We start from the raw sequence: 15,818 nt of genomic DNA on the forward strand, positions 1-15,818 counted from the left end.
ATTACCTCAACTTCAGGGTGGCGAGACCGAACAGCACCAGGATCACGGTGATGATCCAGAAGCGCACGATGACCCGCGGTTCGGGCCAGCCCTTCAATTCGAAATGGTGGTGGATCGGCGCCATGCGGAACACGCGCTTGCCGGTCAGCTTGAACGAGGCGACCTGGATGACCACCGAGAGGGTCTCCATGACGAAGACGCCGCCCATGATGAACAGCACCACTTCCTGGCGGACGATCACGGCGATGGTGCCCAGGGCCGCACCCAGCGCCAGGGCGCCGACGTCACCCATGAAGACCATGGCCGGATAGGTGTTGAACCAGAGGAAGCCCAGGCCCGCCCCGATCAGCGCGCCGCAGAAGACGATCAGTTCGCCGGAGCCGTCGATGTAGGGGATCAGCAGGTAGTCGGCGAACTTCACGTTACCCGACAGGTAGCAGAAGATGCCCAGGGCGCCGCCGACCATCACGGTGGGCATGATCGCCAGGCCGTCGAGGCCGTCGGTGAGGTTGACCGCGTTGCTCGAGCCGACGATAACGAAGTAGGTCAGCACAACGAAGAAAATCCCCAGCGGGATTTCGATGTTCTTCAGCAGCGGCAGGATCAGTGTGGTTTCGATCGGAGCCTTGGCGGTCATATAGAGGAAGATCGCCGCCCCCAGGCCGAATACCGATTGCCAGAAGTATTTCCAGCGACTCGGCAAGCCCCGGGAGTTCTTCTCGATCACCTTGCGATAGTCGTCCACCCAACCGATGGCGCCGAACAGGAAGGTCACCGCCAGCACGGTCCAGACATAGCGGTTGTGCAGATCGGCCCAGAGCAGGGTGCTGATGCCGATGGTGGTCAGGATCAGGGCGCCGCCCATGGTGGGGGTGCCGGATTTGGACAGGTGCGACTGGGGGCCATCGTTGCGCACGGCCTGGCCGATCTGGCGGATCTGCAGGGTGCGGATCATCCAGGGGCCGAGCCACAACGACAGCAACAGGGCGGTCAGGACGCCCAGAATGCCGCGCAGGCTGAGGTATTGAAAGACGGCGAAGCCTTTGTAGAACTGTTGCAGGAACTCCGCCAACAGCAGCAGCATCAGTGTTTCTCCTCGGTATTGATGGCGCAGAGCGCGGCGACGACCTTGTCCATCGCGGCGCTGCGGGATCCCTTGATCAGCAGGGTGGTTCCGGCCCGGTCCTCGTCCGCCAGGGCCTCGATCAGTTGTTCGCGATCGGCGAAATGCCGGGCCTCGGCGCCATAGGCACGGGCCGCGTGGGCCATCGCAGGACCGACGCTATAGAAGGCGTCCACCTTGCCGCGGGCATGCTCGCCCACGTCGCGATGGCCCTCTTCCGTCCACTCGCCCAGCTCGGCGATGTCGCCCAGGACCACCACCCGGCGGCCCGGCAGGGCGGCCAGCAGATCGATCCCGGCTTTCATGGAGGCAGGGTTGGCGTTGTAGCTGTCATCGATGACCTGGGCGCCGCGCCGGCTGGTCCGGGTCAGGGTGCGCCCCTGGACCGGCGCGGCCGCGGCCAGGCCGTGGGCGACGGTGGCCAGGTCCAGACCCAGGCTGAGAGCGGCTGCGGCAGCTGCCAGGGCATTGCCGACGTTGTGGGCGCCCAGCAGTTGCAGGGCGATGCGCGCCTCGCCCTGGGCACTGTGCAGGGTGAAACTCGGACGGCCCTGGCTGTCGAGGCTGACGTCTGTCGCGCGAACATCGGCGCGGGCATCCAGGCCGAAGGCGACGACCTGGCGGCCGGCGGCGCGGCGCTGCCAGGTCGCGAAGGCTGCGTCGTCACGGTTGAGCACCACGGTGCCGCCCTCGCCCACGCCTTCGATGATCTCGCCCTTGGCCTCGACGATGCGATCGACGCCACCGAATTCACCCACATGGGCTTGTCCGGCATTGGTAATGATAACGACATCCGGGCGTGTCAGGCTCACGGTGTAGGCAATGTCGCCGACGTGCGAAGCGCCCAGCTCGATGACGCCATAGGCGTGCTCGGCGGCGAGTTGCAGCAGGGTCAAGGGCGCGCCCAGCTCGTTGTTGAGGTTGCCCTGGGTGGCCAGGGTCGCACCGCGCTGGCGCAGGATGGCGGCCAGCAATTCCTTGACGGTGGTCTTGCCACTGGAGCCGGTCACGGCAGCGATCTGGCCGTGGAAGAGATCGCGGTTGAAGGCGCCCAGGCGACCGAGCGCCAGGCGGGTATCGGCCACCACCAACTGGGGCAGGTGCACCTCGGGCACGGCGCGTTCGACCAGAGCCGCCGCGGCGCCCTGGGCCGCGACATCGGCCAGATAGGCATGGCCATCGAAGCGCGGCCCGGTCAGGGCGACGAACAATTGCCCGGCCACGGCCTTGCGGCTGTCGGTGCCAACGCCATCGAACAGGGCATCGGCGCCCAACAGATTGCCGGTCAGGGCTTCGGCCACTTCGGTGAGGGTGAAGGATCTAAGCATGTTGCTGCTCCCAGGCGGTCAGGGCCCGCTCGGCCTGGTCGAGATCGGAAAAGGGCTGACGAACACCGGCGATTTCCTGGTAGGGCTCATGGCCCTTGCCGGCCAGCACCACGATGTCCTGCGGCTTCGCTTCGGCAATCGCCAGGGCGATGGCCGCTTCGCGACGGCCGGCGAAACGAACCTGTTCGGGATTCTGGAAGCCGGCGCGGATGTCGGCGACGATGGCGGCCGGATCTTCCGTACGGGGATTGTCGTCGGTCACCACCACCCGATCAGCCAGGCGCTCGGCCACGGCGGCCATTTCCGGCCGCTTGCCGCGATCACGGTCACCACCGCAGCCGAACACGCAAACCAGCTGCCCTTGATCACCGACATGAGGTCGCAGGGCGGTGAGCACCTTGTCCAGCGCATCGGGGGTGTGGGCGTAATCCACCACCACCAGCGGCCGTCCGGCGCCGCCCAGGCGCTGCATGCGTCCGGCAGGGCCCTGCAGCTGCGGGAGGATGGCGAGGATGTCGGCGAGACGATGGCCCAGGCCCAACAGGGCGCCGATGGCGGCCAGCAGGTTGCTCAGGTTGAAGCGGCCGATCAACTGGCTGCGTAGCTCGCCTGTGCCCTGGGGCGTCACCAGGCGGGCATGTACGCCATGGTCATCGAACTGGACATCCTGGCAATGGAGACTGGCCGACGCCTCGCTCAGGCTGTAGGTCAGGGTTGAAGCGTCGCTAGAGCGCGCCGCCAGCTCACGACCGAAGGCGTCGTCCAGATTGAGCACCCGGGTGCCGAGCGCCGGCCAGGCGAACAGTTGGGCCTTGGCTTCGCCATAGGCTTCCATGGTGCCGTGGAAATCGAGGTGGTCGCGGGTCAGATTGGTGAATACCGCCACCTGGAAGGCCAGGGCGGCGACACGGCCTTGAGCCAGGCCATGGGAAGAGACTTCCATGGCCACGGTGGCAGCACCGCCTTCGGCCAGTTCAGCCAGGGTCGCTTGCAGCTTGAGGGCATCCGGCGTGGTGTGACGACCTTCGGCGAGCGCGCCATAGAAGCCGCTGCCCAGGGTACCGACGATGCCGCAACGCTGACCGAGCAGGTCACAGGCCTGGGCGATCAATTGGCTGACACTGGTCTTGCCATTGGTGCCGGTCACCCCGACCAGGGCCAGGCGCTGGCTGGGCTCGCCATGGAAACGACCGGCGATGGCGGACAGTTGTCCGGCGAGCCCCTGAATGGGGACCAGGGGAATATCCAGTGCCGGCAGCGCGGGAGCGTTGTCGGCTTCGTAGGCGATGGCGGCGGCGCCTCGCTCGGCGGCGCTGGCGATATGGGCACGACCGTCGCTGTGCAGACCGGGAATGGCGAGGAACAGGAAACCCGGCTGGACTTCGCGGCTGTCCAGCGCCAGGCCGGCGATCTCGACGGCGACGGTGGCATTCGGCAGGAGGTCGGTCAGCAAGCGGCTCATCGATCACGCTCCCCGACCAGCAAGGTCTTGGCGACGGCCTGAGCCTGCTGCTGTTGCACCGGCAGCGGCTGGAGATTGTCCGGCTGGATGTTCATCAGGCGCAGGGCACCGGACATGACCCGGCTGAACACCGGCGCCGAGACCACACCACCGTAGTAGCCGCCCTTGCTCGGACGATCGATCACCACCACCGCGACCAGGCGCGGATTGCTGGTGGGGCCGAAGCCGGCGAACAACGAGCGATAGGAGTTCTCGGCGTAGCCGCGGGTACCGGTGCTGGTCTTGCGCGCGGTACCGCTCTTGCCGGCGACGTGATAGCCGGGCACCTGGGCGCGGAAGGCACCGCCGGGGGCTTCCACCACTTGTTGCAGCATGCCCTGCAGGGTCTTGGCAACGCGTGCGTCCACCACTTGATCGCTAGCCGGCGCCTTGTCCAGGCGCACCATCGACAGGGGTACCGAGCGACCGTCGTTGGCCAGCACCGAATAGGCATGGGCCAGTTGCACGGCAGTCACCGCCAGGCCGTAGCCGTAGGACAGGGTGGCTGTTTCGGCCGGACGCCAGTTGCGATGGTTGGGCAGGTTGCCGACGCGCTCGCCGGGGAAGCCCAGGCCGGTATCCTGGCCCAGACCCACGGCGCGCATGGCGTTGTAGATGTTCTCGCCACCGACGTCGAAGGCGATCTTGCTCATGCCGACGTTACTGGACTTGATGAGGATACCGGTCAGGTCCAGGACACCATCGCTGTGGGAGACGTCCTTGATGGTGTAGCGCCCGATCTGCAGCGAGCCGGGGTAGACATTGACCTTGTCGGTGGGCTTCCAGCGACCGCTGGCCAGGGCGGCGGTCATGGAGATCGGCTTCATCACCGAGCCGGGCTCCATGACGTCGATCATCGCCCGGTTGCGCATGGCGGCCGGTTCGAGACTGCGCCGATTGTTGGGGTTGTAGGTGGGCATGTTGACCATCGCCAGTACCTCACCGGTCTTGACGTCGACGATGGTCAGGCTGCCCGCCTCGGCTTCGAACTGGGTCAGGGCGTTGCGCAGTTCACGGGCAGCGAGATATTGCAGACGCAGGTCGATGGACAGCGCCAGGGTGTTGCCCGGCTTGGCGTTCTTGGCGACCTGGACGTCGCGGATCAGGCGACCGCGGCGATCCTTGACCACCTGGCGACGACCCGGCACACCCGCCAGCCATTCGTTGAAGGCCAGTTCGATGCCTTCGCGACCCTGGTCGTCGATGTCGGTGAAGCCGACCACGTGGGCGGCTACCTCGCCGGCCGGGTAGAAACGGCGAAATTCCTCGATGTCGTAGACACCGGGGATCTTGTGCGCCTTGACCTGCGCCATCACTGCCTCACCCTGCTCGGGGGTCAGGCCGCGAGCGAGGTAGAGGAATTCCTTGCTGGCATTCTGCTCGATACGCTTGGTCAATTCGGCCCGGGGCTGGCCAACGGCATCGGCCAGGATCGCCCAGCGATCTTCGGCGCCGATCAGCTCCTTGGGATTGATCCACAGGGTAGTGACCGGCGTGCTCACCGCCAGCGGCTCGCCGTTGCGATCGGTGATCAGGCCACGGTGGGCCGGAATCGGAATGGTGCGCACGCTGCGCGCATCGCCCTGTCCCTTGAGGAAAGCCCGGTCGATCACGTGCAGGTCGACGATGCGCCAAACGATGGTAGCGACCATGGTCAGCAACAGCCCGATGATCAGGCTGAAGCGCCAGGGCAGGCGCGCGACCAGGCCCTTCACGGATTGACCATCCGGATTTCGGACGGATCGGGAATGCGCATCTGCAACTGGCCGCTGGCCAGGGCTTCGACACGACTATGGGCGGTCCAGGTGCTCTGCTCCAGCAGCAGACGGCCGTACTCGGCCTGGGCCTTATCGCGGATGGCCATCTCGCCATAGAGGGTGTTGAGCAGTTGGCGATTCCAATGGGCACTGTAGGCCACCGCCACCGCCGAAAGCAGTACGCCCGCGAAGAGCACCAGCATGACGCTGCTGCCCATTGGCAGTTTCTTCACGAACAGGCGGCTCATTTCAGTTTCTCGGCAACGCGCATGACGGCGCTGCGGGCACGGGGATTGGCGGCCAGTTCACCTTCGCTGGCATAGACGGGCTTGCCGAGCAGGCGCAACGAGGGCTCGAACGGGATGGCGCGGATGGGCAGGTCGCGTGGCAGCTGATCGGCTTCGCCCTTGGCCAGCCGGCGCATGAACTGTTTGACGATGCGATCTTCGAGGGAGTGGAAGCTGATCACCACCAGGCGGCCGCCGACCGCCAACTGCTCGTAGGCAGCCTGCAGGCCCTGTTCCAGGTCGCTCAATTCACGATTGATATAGATGCGCAGGCCCTGGAAGGCACGGGTGGCGGGATGTTTGCCTTTTTCCCAAGCCGGATTGGCCTCGGTGAGCACCTTGGCCAGGTCGGCGGTGCGCTCGAAGGGTTGCACCTCACGGCGCTGCACCACGGCGCGGGCCATGCGCTTGGCGAAGCGCTCTTCGCCGAATTCCTTGAATACCTGGGCGATGTCGGCCTCGGCGGCCGTGGCGATCCAGGCAGCGGCGCTCTGGCCCCGACTCGGGTCCATGCGCATGTCCAGCGGGCCGTCCTGCATGAAGCTGAAGCCCCGTTCGGGGTCGTCGAGCTGCGGTGAGGACACACCCAGATCCAGCAGTACGCCATCGACCTGACCGGCCCAGCCGCGACTGACCAGTTCGTCACCGAGTTCGGCGAAGCTGCGCTGGACGATCTCGAAGCGGGAATCCTCGGCAGCCAGGGCCTGGCCCGCGGCGATCGCCTGGGGGTCCTTGTCGAAACCCAGCAGCCGCCCTTCCCCACCCAGCAGGCGCAACACGGCCCGGCTGTGCCCGCCGCGGCCGAAGGTGCCGTCCAGATAACGACCGGCAGGCTGGATCGCTAACGCCTGTACGGCCTCGTCCAGCAGAACGGAGACGTGGTGGAAGACTGGGTTCATGGTCACAGGATCAAATCGCGCATTTCATCCGGCATACCGCCGGGTTCCTTAATTGCCTGGAGATCCGCATCGCACACGGCGCTCCAGGCGTCCTCATCCCATAACTGGAACTTGTTGAGCTGCCCGACCAGCATCACGCGCCGGTCCAGCTTGGCGTAGTCACGCAGGCGCGGCGGAACCAGGAAACGACCACTGCCGTCGAGTTCCAGATCCACCGCATTACCGATCAGCAAACGCTGCAAGCGGCGAGTTTCCTCACGTAGCGAGGGCAACTGCCGCAGCTTGCTTTCAATGATTTCCCACTCAGGAAGCGGATAGACGCAGAGGCAGGGATCGACGGCATCGATCGTCACGATGAGCTGGCCGGCACAACGCTCCATGAGCTCGTCGCGATACCGGCTCGGCATCGCGGCGCGCCCCTTGGCGTCGAGACTGATGGCGTTCGCTCCCCGGAACAATTTCGCGTCCTCTAATAAGCTGTCCTTGCCATTAAATCCCACTTCGCCCCACTTCGTACCACCGGCCGCCACTATATTGAGGAGGCCCTCTTGCAGTCAAGGTAAGCGAAGGGGTTCGGAGGCCGCGTGGGACGTGGATTTCGAGCAAATTGCACGAGTTCACGACCAGGGCGGACGACATCGATTTCCGACAAACGGAAATGAAGTCAATCAATTGGCGTGATTGATTAAAGTGATGTGTGAAGAGGTAAGTCTTGACGCCAGGCGCAGCGGCCTGGAGGGAGAGAGTGCGAGAGCCGACCTGTAAGCCGGGTTCTGTCGAGGACAGTCATTCCTCTGGGACAACCATCGCTGGCTGCCTCTAGCGACCTACCCGAATCCAGCGCGGGCCACGCCTATGGATTCCTATTTGGTCTTGCTCCAGGTGGGGTTTACCTAGCCACGAACTGTTGCCAGCCGTGCGGTGCGCTCTTACCGCACCTTTTCACCCTTACCGGCGCTTGCGCGCTTAGGCGGTTATTTTCTGTGGCACTTTCCGTAGGCTCACGCCTCCCAGGCGTTACCTGGCACCTCGCCCTATGGAGCCCGGACTTTCCTCCCTCGCAACCCTTGCGGATCACGACAGCGACTGCCCGGTCGGCTCTCGCGGCGCAAGGGTATAGAGAGTGCCGCGAGATAACAAGGACAGATGTCACCAAAGCGCCGTTCACTCGGCCTTGCGTTCCAGCGCCAGTTGGTAGAGCAGGTTCTTGCGCGCGCCGGTGATCTGCGCGGCCAGGGCCGCGGCGCGCTTGACCGGCAGCTCGGCCAGCAGCAGATCCAGGATGCGCAGCGTTTCGGCATCGACCTCGGCGTCCTCGGGGGCCGCCCAGCCAGCCACCAGCAGCACGCATTCGCCACGCTGCTGATCCAGGTCTTCGCGAATCCAGGCGAGCAGTTCCCCGGCGGGCAGGCCACGCAAGGTCTCGAAGGTCTTGGTCAGCTCGCGGCCGAGCACGAGGTGCCGGTCGGGGCCGAAGGTGGTCACCATGTCGGCGACGCACTCTTCGAGACGGTGGGGTGCTTCATAGAAGATGAGGGTACGTGGATCTTCGCGCAGCGCGGCCAGCCGCCCCTGGCGACCCACCGCCTTGGCCGGCAGGAAACCTTCGAAGCTGAAACGGTCGGAGGGCAGACCGGCCGCGGAGAGTGCCGCGATCAGGGCGCAGGCGCCCGGCACCGGTGAGACCCTGATCCCCTCGGCACGGGCCGCGCGTACCAGATGAAAGCCCGGATCCGAGATCAGCGGCGTACCCGCGTCGGAGATCAGGGCGACATCGTCCCCGGCCTGCAGCCGCGCGATGAAGCGCCCGCCGGCATCGCGCTCGTTATGATCATGGCAGGCCACCAGCGGTGTTTCGATGCCGAAATGTCGCAGCAGGCGCGCCGAATGGCGGGTGTCTTCGGCGGCGATCAGCGCCACGTCGCGCAAGACCTTGAGGGCTCGGGCGGTGATGTCGTCCAGGTTGCCGATGGGGGTGGCAACCACATAAAGAGTACCCGGCGAAATCATGATGAAACCTGACGGACTGGAAATAGCCCAACAGTGTACGCCGCTCTTGCCCCCGGCGTTCGCAGCGCCTGGGTGCTGTGAGACAATCGCCTCCTTTCCAGACAATTGCTCAGGAACCACCGCATGAAGTTCCGCCTGCGCCCGCTGCTCTGCGCCACCGCCTTCGCCCTGCTCGCCGCGTGCAGCAGTGCCCCCGTCACCAACTCCCTCGGCGAGCTGCCCCAGCCCAGCCAGGCCAGTATCGAGCAACTGTTGAACCAGGCCGGTGGCAGCCAATCCGAACAGGCCAACCTGCTGCGCCTGACCGCAGCCGACAAGGCCTATGCACAGCAGAACAGCCGCGAGGCGCGGCAGATTCTGGGCATGATCAACCTGCAAGGCCTCAAGCCGGCGCAGCAGATCTTTGCCCAGACGTTGCTGGCCCAGCTCGACCTGCTGGACAAGCAACCCGCCCAGGCGCTCAAGCGCTTCAATGATGCGAGCTTCGCCCAACTGGGCGAGTTGCCGGCGCAACAGCAGATCCGTAGCGGCCTGACCAAGGCCGAGGCCCTGGCGGCCAACGACCAGCCGCTCGCCGCCGCCCAGGAGCGCGTCTTCATCGGCCCCTTGCTACAGGGCGAGGCAGCCCACCAAAACCGCGAGCGGATCTGGCAACTGGTGAGTAGCCTGCCGGACGCCCAGCTCCGGCAGAACGTCAAGGATGCCGATCTCAACGGCTGGCTGGCCCTGGCCGCCGTGACGCGCGGCAACCTGGCACTGGACCAGCAACTGGCCGCCATCGAAGAGTGGCAGAAGCAGCATCCCGGTCACCCTGCCGCGCAGCAACTGCCCGACGACCTGGAGCGCCTGAAGACCCTGGCGCGGGAGCCACTCAACCGCGTGGCGCTGTTGCTACCCATGCAAGGCCAGCTCGCCGGAGTGTCCCGCGCCCTGCAGGACGGCTTCATGGCCGCCCGCTACGAAGCCCTGGCCGCCGGCCAGCCCGCCCCTGCCGTGACGCTGTACGACAGCACCCAGATCGGCAGCCTGGACAACTTCTACCGCCAAGCCCAGGCGGCAGGCATCCAACTGGTGGTCGGCCCGCTGGAAAAGAACCTGGTCAAGCAATTGGGCGACCGTCCTCAACTGCCTATCAATACCCTTGCCCTGAACTATGGCGACGGCCAGGGCGCTCAGCCGCCACAGCTGTTCCAGTTCGGCCTGGCCGCCGAGGATGAAGCCCGCGACGCCGCGCGCCGTGCCTGGGCCGATGGCAAGCGCAGCGCGGGCGCCCTGGTGCCCCAGGGCGACTGGGGCACCCGCGTGCTGGCCGCCTTTCAGGACGAATGGCAGAAGCTGGGTGGCCGCCTGGTAGCTGCCGAGCGGATCGGCCAGCCGGTCGAGATCGCCAATCGCATCAGTAGCCTGCTGCAGATGCGCCAGGGCATGGACTTCATCTTCCTCGCGGCGACCCCGGCACAGGCGCGCCAGATCAACCCTATCCTGGCCTACCAGAACGCCCGCGACCTGCCGGTGTATGCCACCTCCAACCTCAATAGCGGGGTCAACGAACCCGGGGTGAATCAGGACCTGAACGGCATCATGTTCTGCGAAACGCCCTGGCTGCTCGATTCCAGCAATCCGTTGCGCGCCAAGATCACCGCCCAATGGCCGCAAGCCGCTACCAGTATCGGCCGGCTCTACGCCATGGGCGCCGACGCCTATCTGCTGGCGCTGCATCTGCAGCAACTCAAGGCCCTGCCCAACTCCGAGCTGCCGGGGCTGTCGGGCGACCTGAGCGTCGCCGCCGACCAGCGCGTGGTCCGGGATCTGCCCTGGGCGGTATTCCGCAATGGCGTGGCCCAGCCGCTGCCAGCCAGTAGCGCCTCGTTGCCGGCTGCCAGCATCCCGCCGTCGCTCAGCACGCCGTGAAACAGGCGGCGCACCTCCAGCGCGGCAAGGACGGCGAAGACCGCGCCCTGCAGTTCCTGCAGACGCGCGGCCTGCGCCTGATCACCCGCAACTGGCGCTGGCGCGGTGGCGAGCTCGATCTGGTCATGCTCGACGGCGATACAGTAGTATTCGTCGAGGTACGCGCCCGTCGGCATGCCGCCTGGGGTGGCGCCGCGGAGAGCATAGATGCCCGCAAGCGGCAGCGTCTGGTCAACAGCGCAGCCCTCTTTCTGCAATCCGAAGCGCGCTGGGCCAAGCGGCCCTGTCGTTTCGACGTGATCGCGATCGGCCCCGGGGCCGACGCCTCCCCTCAGGCACTCGAATGGATCACCCAAGCCTTCGAGGCCTGAGGCCCCCCACTGCACAGGTCAAAGATATCGCGATGGACACCCACGCCCGCATCCAGAAACTCTTCCGGGACAGCATCGAAACCAAGCGTCAGGCCATGGAAGTCCTGATTCCTCATATCGATCTGGCCAGCCAAGTCATGGTTGCGGCCCTGCTCAACGAAGGCAAGATCCTCACCTGCGGCAATGGCGGCTCCGCCGGCGACGCCCAGCACTTCTCCTCCGAACTGCTGAATCGCTTCGAGCGCGAACGCCCCAGCCTGCCGGCCTTGGCCCTCACCACCGATACCTCGACGCTGACCTCCATCGCCAACGACTACAGCTACAACGAGGTGTTTTCCAAGCAGATTCGCGCTCTGGGCCAACCCGGCGACATCCTCTTGGCCATCTCCACCAGCGGCAATTCGGCCAACGTGATCCAGGCGATTCAGGCCGCTCACGACCGTGAGATGACCGTGGTCGCCCTCACCGGCCGCGACGGTGGCGGCATGGCTTCGCTGCTGCTGCCCGAAGACGTCGAGATCCGCGTACCCTCCAAGGTCACCGCCCGCATCCAGGAAGTGCACCTCTTGGTGATCCACTGCCTGTGCGACCAGATCGATCAGCAACTGTTTGGAAGCGAAGAATGAAGAAAGCTCCTCTGCTCGCCCTGCTGGCGCTGTCCTTCGTCGTGGCCGGCTGCAGCAACGTGGTCACCGCCAGCCGCGACAAGCCCATCGACGACAACCGTGGCACCCGTACCCTGGGCAGCACCGTCGACGATGCCCTGATCGAGACCAAGGCCGCGGTCAACATCGCCAAGGCCAGTCCGGGTCTGGCCGACTCGCACATCGTGGTGGTGAGCTACAACGGCGTGGTGCTGATCGCCGGCCAGGTCCCCCGTGCCGATCTCAAGCCGCTGGCTGAGCAGGCGGTCCGCAGCGTGCAGCGGGTCAAGACCGTGCACGATGAATTGCAGGTCACCGCCAATTCCTCAATGCTGGCGCGCAGCAACGACGCCTGGCTGACCACCCGCATCAAGACGCAGATGTTCGCCGACGAGGACATCCCCGGTTCGCGTATCAAGGTGGTGACGGAGAACGGCATCGTCTATCTGTTGGGCCTGGTGACCCAGCAGGAAGCCGCACATGCCGTGCAGTTGATTCAGAGCGTCTCGGGCGTCCAGCGCATCGTGAAGCTGTTCGAATACATCAACTGATGCCTCATCGCCCATGAAAAAGCCCCGCTCCGGCGGGGCTTTTTCATGGGCGGCTGTAGTTATCAGGCAGCCTGCCACTCGCGCTCGGCTTCATCGCGCGTCTTGACCAGGCGCACCTGGGTGCCTTCCACCGACTGCACCCAGCTCAGCGGAATGTAATGATGCTTGCCCTGGGCATCCTGGTCGCGCTTGGTCAGCTTGATGCGATCGGCGCCTTCCAGGTGGTCGACGGTGCCTACGTGTTCGCCGTCCGAACCTACGACTTCCGCATGCTCTTTGATCTGGGTTGCATCTACCATGGTCGTTTCTCCGGCAGTTTGAAGGGAAAGGCCTCTTGCAGAGCGCCTGCAAGATAGGAGGTGTAGAGCTCCGCCTGGGTTCGCCTGCCGCCGACGAAAGGCCATTGGCATGGTCATAAGCTCAGAACGCGAGAGGATCCTGCAATGAGCGACGAACCGAGCAAACTGACCCGCGCCAAGGAGCGCTGGGCCCAGGAGGGACGCTTCCTGACCGGCCATAGCGCCCGCCCGGAAAGCGAACGCCTGCCGCCCGGCCAACATCGCGTCAGCAACTGGCCGGTACTGGACCTGGGCGTACGACCGGAAGTCAGCCGTGAACGCTGGCAGCTAGCGGTGACCGGCGCGGTCCGCCAGACGCTGCGCTGGAACTGGGCAACCTTCGCGGCGCGGGCGACCACGCACGCGGTCAGCGACATGCACTGCGTCACCACCTGGTCGCGCTACGACAATCACTGGATGGGTTTGCCGGTCAGCGAATTACTGGACGAGGTGCAGCCGCGCGAGGAGGCGACCCATGTACTGCTGCACAGCTACGACGGCTACATCACCAACCTGCCCCTGGCCGATTTCGCCGCGCCCGGGGCCATGCTGGTGCACAGCTGGGAAGGCCAGCCGCTGACCGCCGAGCACGGCGGCCCGGTCCGGGCACTGATCCCGCATCTCTATCTGTGGAAAAGCGCCAAGTGGCTAAGACGCATCGACTTCCGGGTGGGCGATACGCCAGGCTTCTGGGAAATGCGTGGCTACCACGACCGTGGCGACCCCTGGCAGGAACAACGCTACTCCGAGGACGCCTGACGACGCCCTAGGGCGCCGCCGGAGCCAGCTGCAACTCCACGGGATCACCCGGATTGAGGCTGCGGATGCGGAATTCGTCGCGCTTGAGGCTGAGGATTTCCGTCGGGTAGGTGATGCCTTCCTCGATGAGGTTCAGCCCCTTTTCGGTGCGCGCCCAACGACCCAGCGACGGTTGGCTGCTGGGCGATGCCATTACCAGAGTGCCGTCGCTGAGGAAGACGTACAGCATGCCGGGTTCGATGCCGTTGCTGGTCTTGATCTGCCAGACCTTGTTGACGAAGCTTTCCTGGGCGCTGGTCGTTTTGTCACCACCGCTCTTGCCATAGCCGATCAAACCCGCCACGACGCACAGGGCGCCTATCGCCAATACCGCCACCCGCCAGTAGCGGCGTACCTTGTCTTGCAAACTCATGTCACTCCTTGGTTGTTCTTCAGGCTGGCCAGGTAGCTGCCCAGCGGCGGCCGCTCCTGGAAGTAGCCGTGCAACCCGGCGAAGATCGAGTCGGCCAATTGCTTCTGATGACGGCTGTCGAGCAGCCGACGGCAGTCGCGATCATTGGAGATGAAGCCCGTCTCGACCAGAATCGAGGGGATGTCCGGCGATTTGAGTACGGCGAAGCCAGCCTGCTCCACCCGTTTCTGGTGCAGGCTGGTGATGTTCGAAAGCTGCCCCAGCACCTTGTGGCCCAGATCCAGGCTGGAGGAGATGGTGGCGTTCATCGACATGTCCAGCAGCACCCCGGCGAGCATGGGATCGCGCCCCTTGAGGATCTCGTTGGCTCCGATCAGATCGACGTTGTTCTCGCTGTCGGCCAGGAAGCGCGCCGTGGTGGAGGTCGCTCCCCGCTCGGACAGGGCATAGACCGAGGCACCATAGGCCGTGCGCCGCGGCGCGGCATCGGCGTGTACCGAGACGAACATATCGGCGTTGTAGCTGCGTGCGACCTCGACGCGCTTGCGCAGCGGCACGAAGAAGTCGTCGTTGCGCACCAACTTGGCCTTGAAGCCCTTCTGCAGGTTGATGCGCCGCGCCAGGTTCTGGGCCACGATCAGGGCGATGTCCTTTTCCCGGTCACCGCGAGCGCTCAAGGCACCAGGATCCTTGCCACCATGGCCGGCGTCGACCACCACCACGATATCGCGCCCGGTGGCCAGGCCCTTGCCGCGCTTCACTTCCAGCGGCGGTTCGGGGTCGACGGGCTGGCGTGCTGCCACGGTAGGCGCACCGGCGCGCTTGAGGTCGAGTACCAGGCGGCTGGCCGCCCCTTCACCGGGGCCGAGGATGAAGCTTTCCATCTCCACCGGATGGGCCAGTTCGAGCACCACGCGGGTGTCCTGAGCGCCGTAGCGCGCGCTGCGCACGGCCCGTACCGGCGAACCTTGCAGGGCCAGGTGATTGAGCATCGCCGGCGCCTGGGTATCGGCGAGATCGATAATGATGCGATCCGGTGCGACCAGGGTGAAGGTCTTGTAGCGGACCGGGCCAGTGAGGTCGAAGACCAGGCGGAGCTTTTCAGCGTCCTGCCAGGCCCGGGCGTCCTTGAGTTGTTGCCGGGCGGCAAATACCGGTAACCCGACGGGCAAGGTCATGCCAGCCAGGATCAGATTGAGCAGACGACGGCGATTCATGGGGTCCTCGCGAGAAACGAGAAACGACAGGGAGTTACAACATAACGACAAAGATCGCCTGCCACCCGACTCCTGTCAACTGCCGTTCGAGCAAAATATTCCTTAAAAAACCGTGATATAGCGTTCGTTTGAAGAATCAGCTTTAGATACAGTCACTTGCCGCAGCCAAAGGCTGGTCCGTCAGAAAGACGAACGGCGAGAAGTGCGACGGAGAGCGAATTTATCGGCGGCGTCATCGTCGAAGTGTCAGGCACTTCCGCCTTTGAAGGGATCACACCATGAACAAGAAGATTGCAGTCGCGACCGCCCTGTTGGCTGGCACCGTCCTGGGGGGCTGCGCCTCGGTGAAGAACACCACCGACTACGCCGTGGGTCGCGTCGAATTTCGCGACCAGCCGCTGGTGAAGCAGGTGGAAAAAGGCATGTCCAAGTCCGAGGTCCTGCGTATTGGCGGCACCCCGTCCAGTACCTACACTCGCAAGTATCGTCCGGGCACCTGCAACAACTATGTGCTCAACAAGGATGGCAAGGAGCAGGTCTACTCGATCGGCTTCGACAGCATGAACCGCGTCGACAGCAAGGATTTCGAAACCTGCGAAAGCGCCGACCGCGCCTGAGCCCGAGATCCAGCCTGCCCCTGGGGCCGAGTGTCCTGAAGGGCCCAGGCGGCGTCTGATGGACAGGACGGGAGCGCGGCATCACCATGGTCG

At 65.0% G+C, this 15,818-nt stretch carries 17 protein-coding genes and 1 other RNA gene; 6 read left to right on the forward strand and 12 right to left on the reverse strand.

Going from position 1 to position 15,818, the window contains the following annotated elements:
- Position 1 precedes the first annotated feature (1 nt).
- From mraY to rsmI, 9 genes are all read right to left on the reverse strand, one after another.
- Positions 2 to 1,084: a phospho-N-acetylmuramoyl-pentapeptide-transferase gene (mraY, locus tag CCZ28_RS10830; RefSeq protein WP_058763639.1), complete on the reverse strand. Its 1,083-nt coding sequence runs from the start codon at positions 1,082 to 1,084 to the stop codon at positions 2 to 4.
- Entirely contained in the window at positions 1,084 to 2,451 is a 1,368-nt protein-coding gene (locus CCZ28_RS10835; RefSeq protein ID WP_140217942.1) for a UDP-N-acetylmuramoyl-tripeptide--D-alanyl-D-alanine ligase, read from the reverse strand. Before CCZ28_RS10835 ends, mraY begins: the two co-directional genes overlap by 1 nt.
- Positions 2,444 to 3,913, reverse strand: coding sequence for a UDP-N-acetylmuramoyl-L-alanyl-D-glutamate--2,6-diaminopimelate ligase (locus CCZ28_RS10840; RefSeq protein ID WP_140217944.1), 1,470 nt, complete (start codon positions 3,911 to 3,913; stop codon positions 2,444 to 2,446). The genes CCZ28_RS10835 and CCZ28_RS10840 overlap by 8 nt, the downstream gene beginning before the upstream one ends.
- The gene (locus tag CCZ28_RS10845) at positions 3,910 to 5,604 is read right to left on the reverse strand and encodes a peptidoglycan D,D-transpeptidase FtsI family protein (RefSeq protein WP_437179216.1); all 1,695 of its coding nucleotides are present in this window, start codon (positions 5,602 to 5,604) and stop codon (positions 3,910 to 3,912) included. Before CCZ28_RS10845 ends, CCZ28_RS10840 begins: the two co-directional genes overlap by 4 nt.
- 59 nt (positions 5,605 to 5,663) lie before the next feature.
- Positions 5,664 to 5,957, reverse strand: coding sequence for a cell division protein FtsL (ftsL, locus tag CCZ28_RS10850; RefSeq protein ID WP_140217948.1), 294 nt, complete (start codon positions 5,955 to 5,957; stop codon positions 5,664 to 5,666).
- Complete coding sequence (rsmH, locus tag CCZ28_RS10855) at positions 5,954 to 6,895, reverse strand: 16S rRNA (cytosine(1402)-N(4))-methyltransferase RsmH (RefSeq protein WP_140217950.1); 942 nt, start codon at positions 6,893 to 6,895, stop codon at positions 5,954 to 5,956. Before rsmH ends, ftsL begins: the two co-directional genes overlap by 4 nt.
- A 2-nt stretch (positions 6,896 to 6,897) precedes the next feature.
- Positions 6,898 to 7,353, reverse strand: coding sequence for a division/cell wall cluster transcriptional repressor MraZ (gene mraZ, locus CCZ28_RS10860; RefSeq protein WP_058763651.1), 456 nt, complete (start codon positions 7,351 to 7,353; stop codon positions 6,898 to 6,900).
- 288 nt (positions 7,354 to 7,641) lie between these two features.
- An RNA gene (gene rnpB, locus CCZ28_RS10865) (RNase P RNA component class A) lies at positions 7,642 to 7,997 on the reverse strand.
- 62 nt (positions 7,998 to 8,059) lie between these two features.
- A complete protein-coding gene (gene rsmI / locus CCZ28_RS10870) occupies positions 8,060 to 8,905 on the reverse strand; it encodes a 16S rRNA (cytidine(1402)-2'-O)-methyltransferase (protein WP_140217951.1) in 846 nt (281 codons plus the stop codon).
- Positions 8,906 to 9,028: 123 nt separating this feature from the next.
- On the opposite strand from rsmI, the gene CCZ28_RS10875 reads away from it, so the two are divergent.
- The 4 genes from CCZ28_RS10875 to CCZ28_RS10890 are packed head-to-tail and all read left to right on the forward strand — an operon-like array spanning position 9,029 to position 12,382.
- A complete protein-coding gene (locus CCZ28_RS10875; protein WP_140217953.1) occupies positions 9,029 to 10,816 on the forward strand; it encodes a penicillin-binding protein activator in 1,788 nt (595 codons plus the stop codon).
- Positions 10,813 to 11,187 (forward strand): YraN family protein, encoded by a 375-nt coding sequence (locus tag CCZ28_RS10880; RefSeq protein ID WP_058763658.1) that lies wholly within the window; start codon positions 10,813 to 10,815, stop codon positions 11,185 to 11,187. Before CCZ28_RS10875 ends, CCZ28_RS10880 begins: the two co-directional genes overlap by 4 nt.
- 32 nt (positions 11,188 to 11,219) lie before the next feature.
- Positions 11,220 to 11,813 (forward strand): phosphoheptose isomerase, encoded by a 594-nt coding sequence (locus CCZ28_RS10885; protein ID WP_058763660.1) that lies wholly within the window; start codon positions 11,220 to 11,222, stop codon positions 11,811 to 11,813.
- Positions 11,810 to 12,382, forward strand: a complete 573-nt coding sequence (locus CCZ28_RS10890; RefSeq protein WP_058763662.1) for a BON domain-containing protein — start codon at positions 11,810 to 11,812, stop codon at positions 12,380 to 12,382. The genes CCZ28_RS10885 and CCZ28_RS10890 overlap by 4 nt, the downstream gene beginning before the upstream one ends.
- A gap of 62 nt (positions 12,383 to 12,444) precedes the next feature.
- On the opposite strand, the gene CCZ28_RS10895 is transcribed toward CCZ28_RS10890, so the two are convergent.
- Entirely contained in the window at positions 12,445 to 12,681 is a 237-nt protein-coding gene (locus tag CCZ28_RS10895; protein WP_058763664.1) for a DUF2171 domain-containing protein, read from the reverse strand.
- 144 nt (positions 12,682 to 12,825) lie between these two features.
- Between CCZ28_RS10895 and CCZ28_RS10900 the strand changes: the two genes are divergently transcribed.
- On the forward strand, positions 12,826 to 13,479 hold the full coding sequence (locus CCZ28_RS10900) for a sulfite oxidase-like oxidoreductase (RefSeq protein WP_140217955.1): 654 nt from the start codon (positions 12,826 to 12,828) through the stop codon (positions 13,477 to 13,479).
- Between the two features lie 7 nt (positions 13,480 to 13,486).
- Here CCZ28_RS10900 and CCZ28_RS10905 read toward each other — a convergent pair whose 3' ends face one another.
- Complete coding sequence (locus CCZ28_RS10905; protein ID WP_140217957.1) at positions 13,487 to 13,891, reverse strand: hypothetical protein; 405 nt, start codon at positions 13,889 to 13,891, stop codon at positions 13,487 to 13,489.
- Positions 13,888 to 15,108, reverse strand: coding sequence for an N-acetylmuramoyl-L-alanine amidase (locus CCZ28_RS10910; RefSeq protein ID WP_140217959.1), 1,221 nt, complete (start codon positions 15,106 to 15,108; stop codon positions 13,888 to 13,890). The genes CCZ28_RS10905 and CCZ28_RS10910 overlap by 4 nt, the downstream gene beginning before the upstream one ends.
- A gap of 278 nt (positions 15,109 to 15,386) precedes the next feature.
- Here CCZ28_RS10910 and osmE point away from each other — a divergent pair, with 278 nt between their 5' ends.
- Positions 15,387 to 15,725 (forward strand): osmotically-inducible lipoprotein OsmE, encoded by a 339-nt coding sequence (gene osmE, locus CCZ28_RS10915; RefSeq protein WP_058763673.1) that lies wholly within the window; start codon positions 15,387 to 15,389, stop codon positions 15,723 to 15,725.
- Positions 15,726 to 15,818: the final 93 nt, after the last annotated feature.

This window comes from Pseudomonas oryzihabitans, assembly GCF_006384975.1.
GTDB classification, from domain to species: domain Bacteria; phylum Pseudomonadota; class Gammaproteobacteria; order Pseudomonadales; family Pseudomonadaceae; genus Chryseomonas; species Chryseomonas psychrotolerans_B.

Bases quoted from the DNA above. Each gene is read 5' to 3' on its own strand.
- osmE (WP_058763673.1), top strand. From the start codon at position 15,387: ATGAACAAGAAGATTGCAGTCGCGACCGCCCTGTTGGCTGGCACCGTC.
- rsmH (WP_140217950.1), bottom strand. From the start codon at position 6,895: ATGAACCCAGTCTTCCACCACGTCTCCGTTCTGCTGGACGAGGCCGTA.
- CCZ28_RS10840 (WP_140217944.1), bottom strand. From the start codon at position 3,913: ATGAGCCGCTTGCTGACCGACCTCCTGCCGAATGCCACCGTCGCCGTC.
- CCZ28_RS10885 (WP_058763660.1), top strand. From the start codon at position 11,220: ATGGACACCCACGCCCGCATCCAGAAACTCTTCCGGGACAGCATCGAA.
- CCZ28_RS10910 (WP_140217959.1), bottom strand. From the start codon at position 15,108: ATGAATCGCCGTCGTCTGCTCAATCTGATCCTGGCTGGCATGACCTTG.
- rsmI (WP_140217951.1), bottom strand. From the start codon at position 8,905: ATGATTTCGCCGGGTACTCTTTATGTGGTTGCCACCCCCATCGGCAAC.
- CCZ28_RS10895 (WP_058763664.1), bottom strand. From the start codon at position 12,681: ATGGTAGATGCAACCCAGATCAAAGAGCATGCGGAAGTCGTAGGTTCG.
- CCZ28_RS10875 (WP_140217953.1), top strand. From the start codon at position 9,029: ATGAAGTTCCGCCTGCGCCCGCTGCTCTGCGCCACCGCCTTCGCCCTG.
- CCZ28_RS10900 (WP_140217955.1), top strand. From the start codon at position 12,826: ATGAGCGACGAACCGAGCAAACTGACCCGCGCCAAGGAGCGCTGGGCC.
- CCZ28_RS10845 (WP_437179216.1), bottom strand. From the start codon at position 5,604: ATGGTCGCTACCATCGTTTGGCGCATCGTCGACCTGCACGTGATCGAC.
- CCZ28_RS10835 (WP_140217942.1), bottom strand. From the start codon at position 2,451: ATGCTTAGATCCTTCACCCTCACCGAAGTGGCCGAAGCCCTGACCGGC.
- ftsL (WP_140217948.1), bottom strand. From the start codon at position 5,957: ATGAGCCGCCTGTTCGTGAAGAAACTGCCAATGGGCAGCAGCGTCATG.
- CCZ28_RS10890 (WP_058763662.1), top strand. From the start codon at position 11,810: ATGAAGAAAGCTCCTCTGCTCGCCCTGCTGGCGCTGTCCTTCGTCGTG.
- CCZ28_RS10905 (WP_140217957.1), bottom strand. From the start codon at position 13,891: ATGAGTTTGCAAGACAAGGTACGCCGCTACTGGCGGGTGGCGGTATTG.
- mraY (WP_058763639.1), bottom strand. From the start codon at position 1,084: ATGCTGCTGCTGTTGGCGGAGTTCCTGCAACAGTTCTACAAAGGCTTC.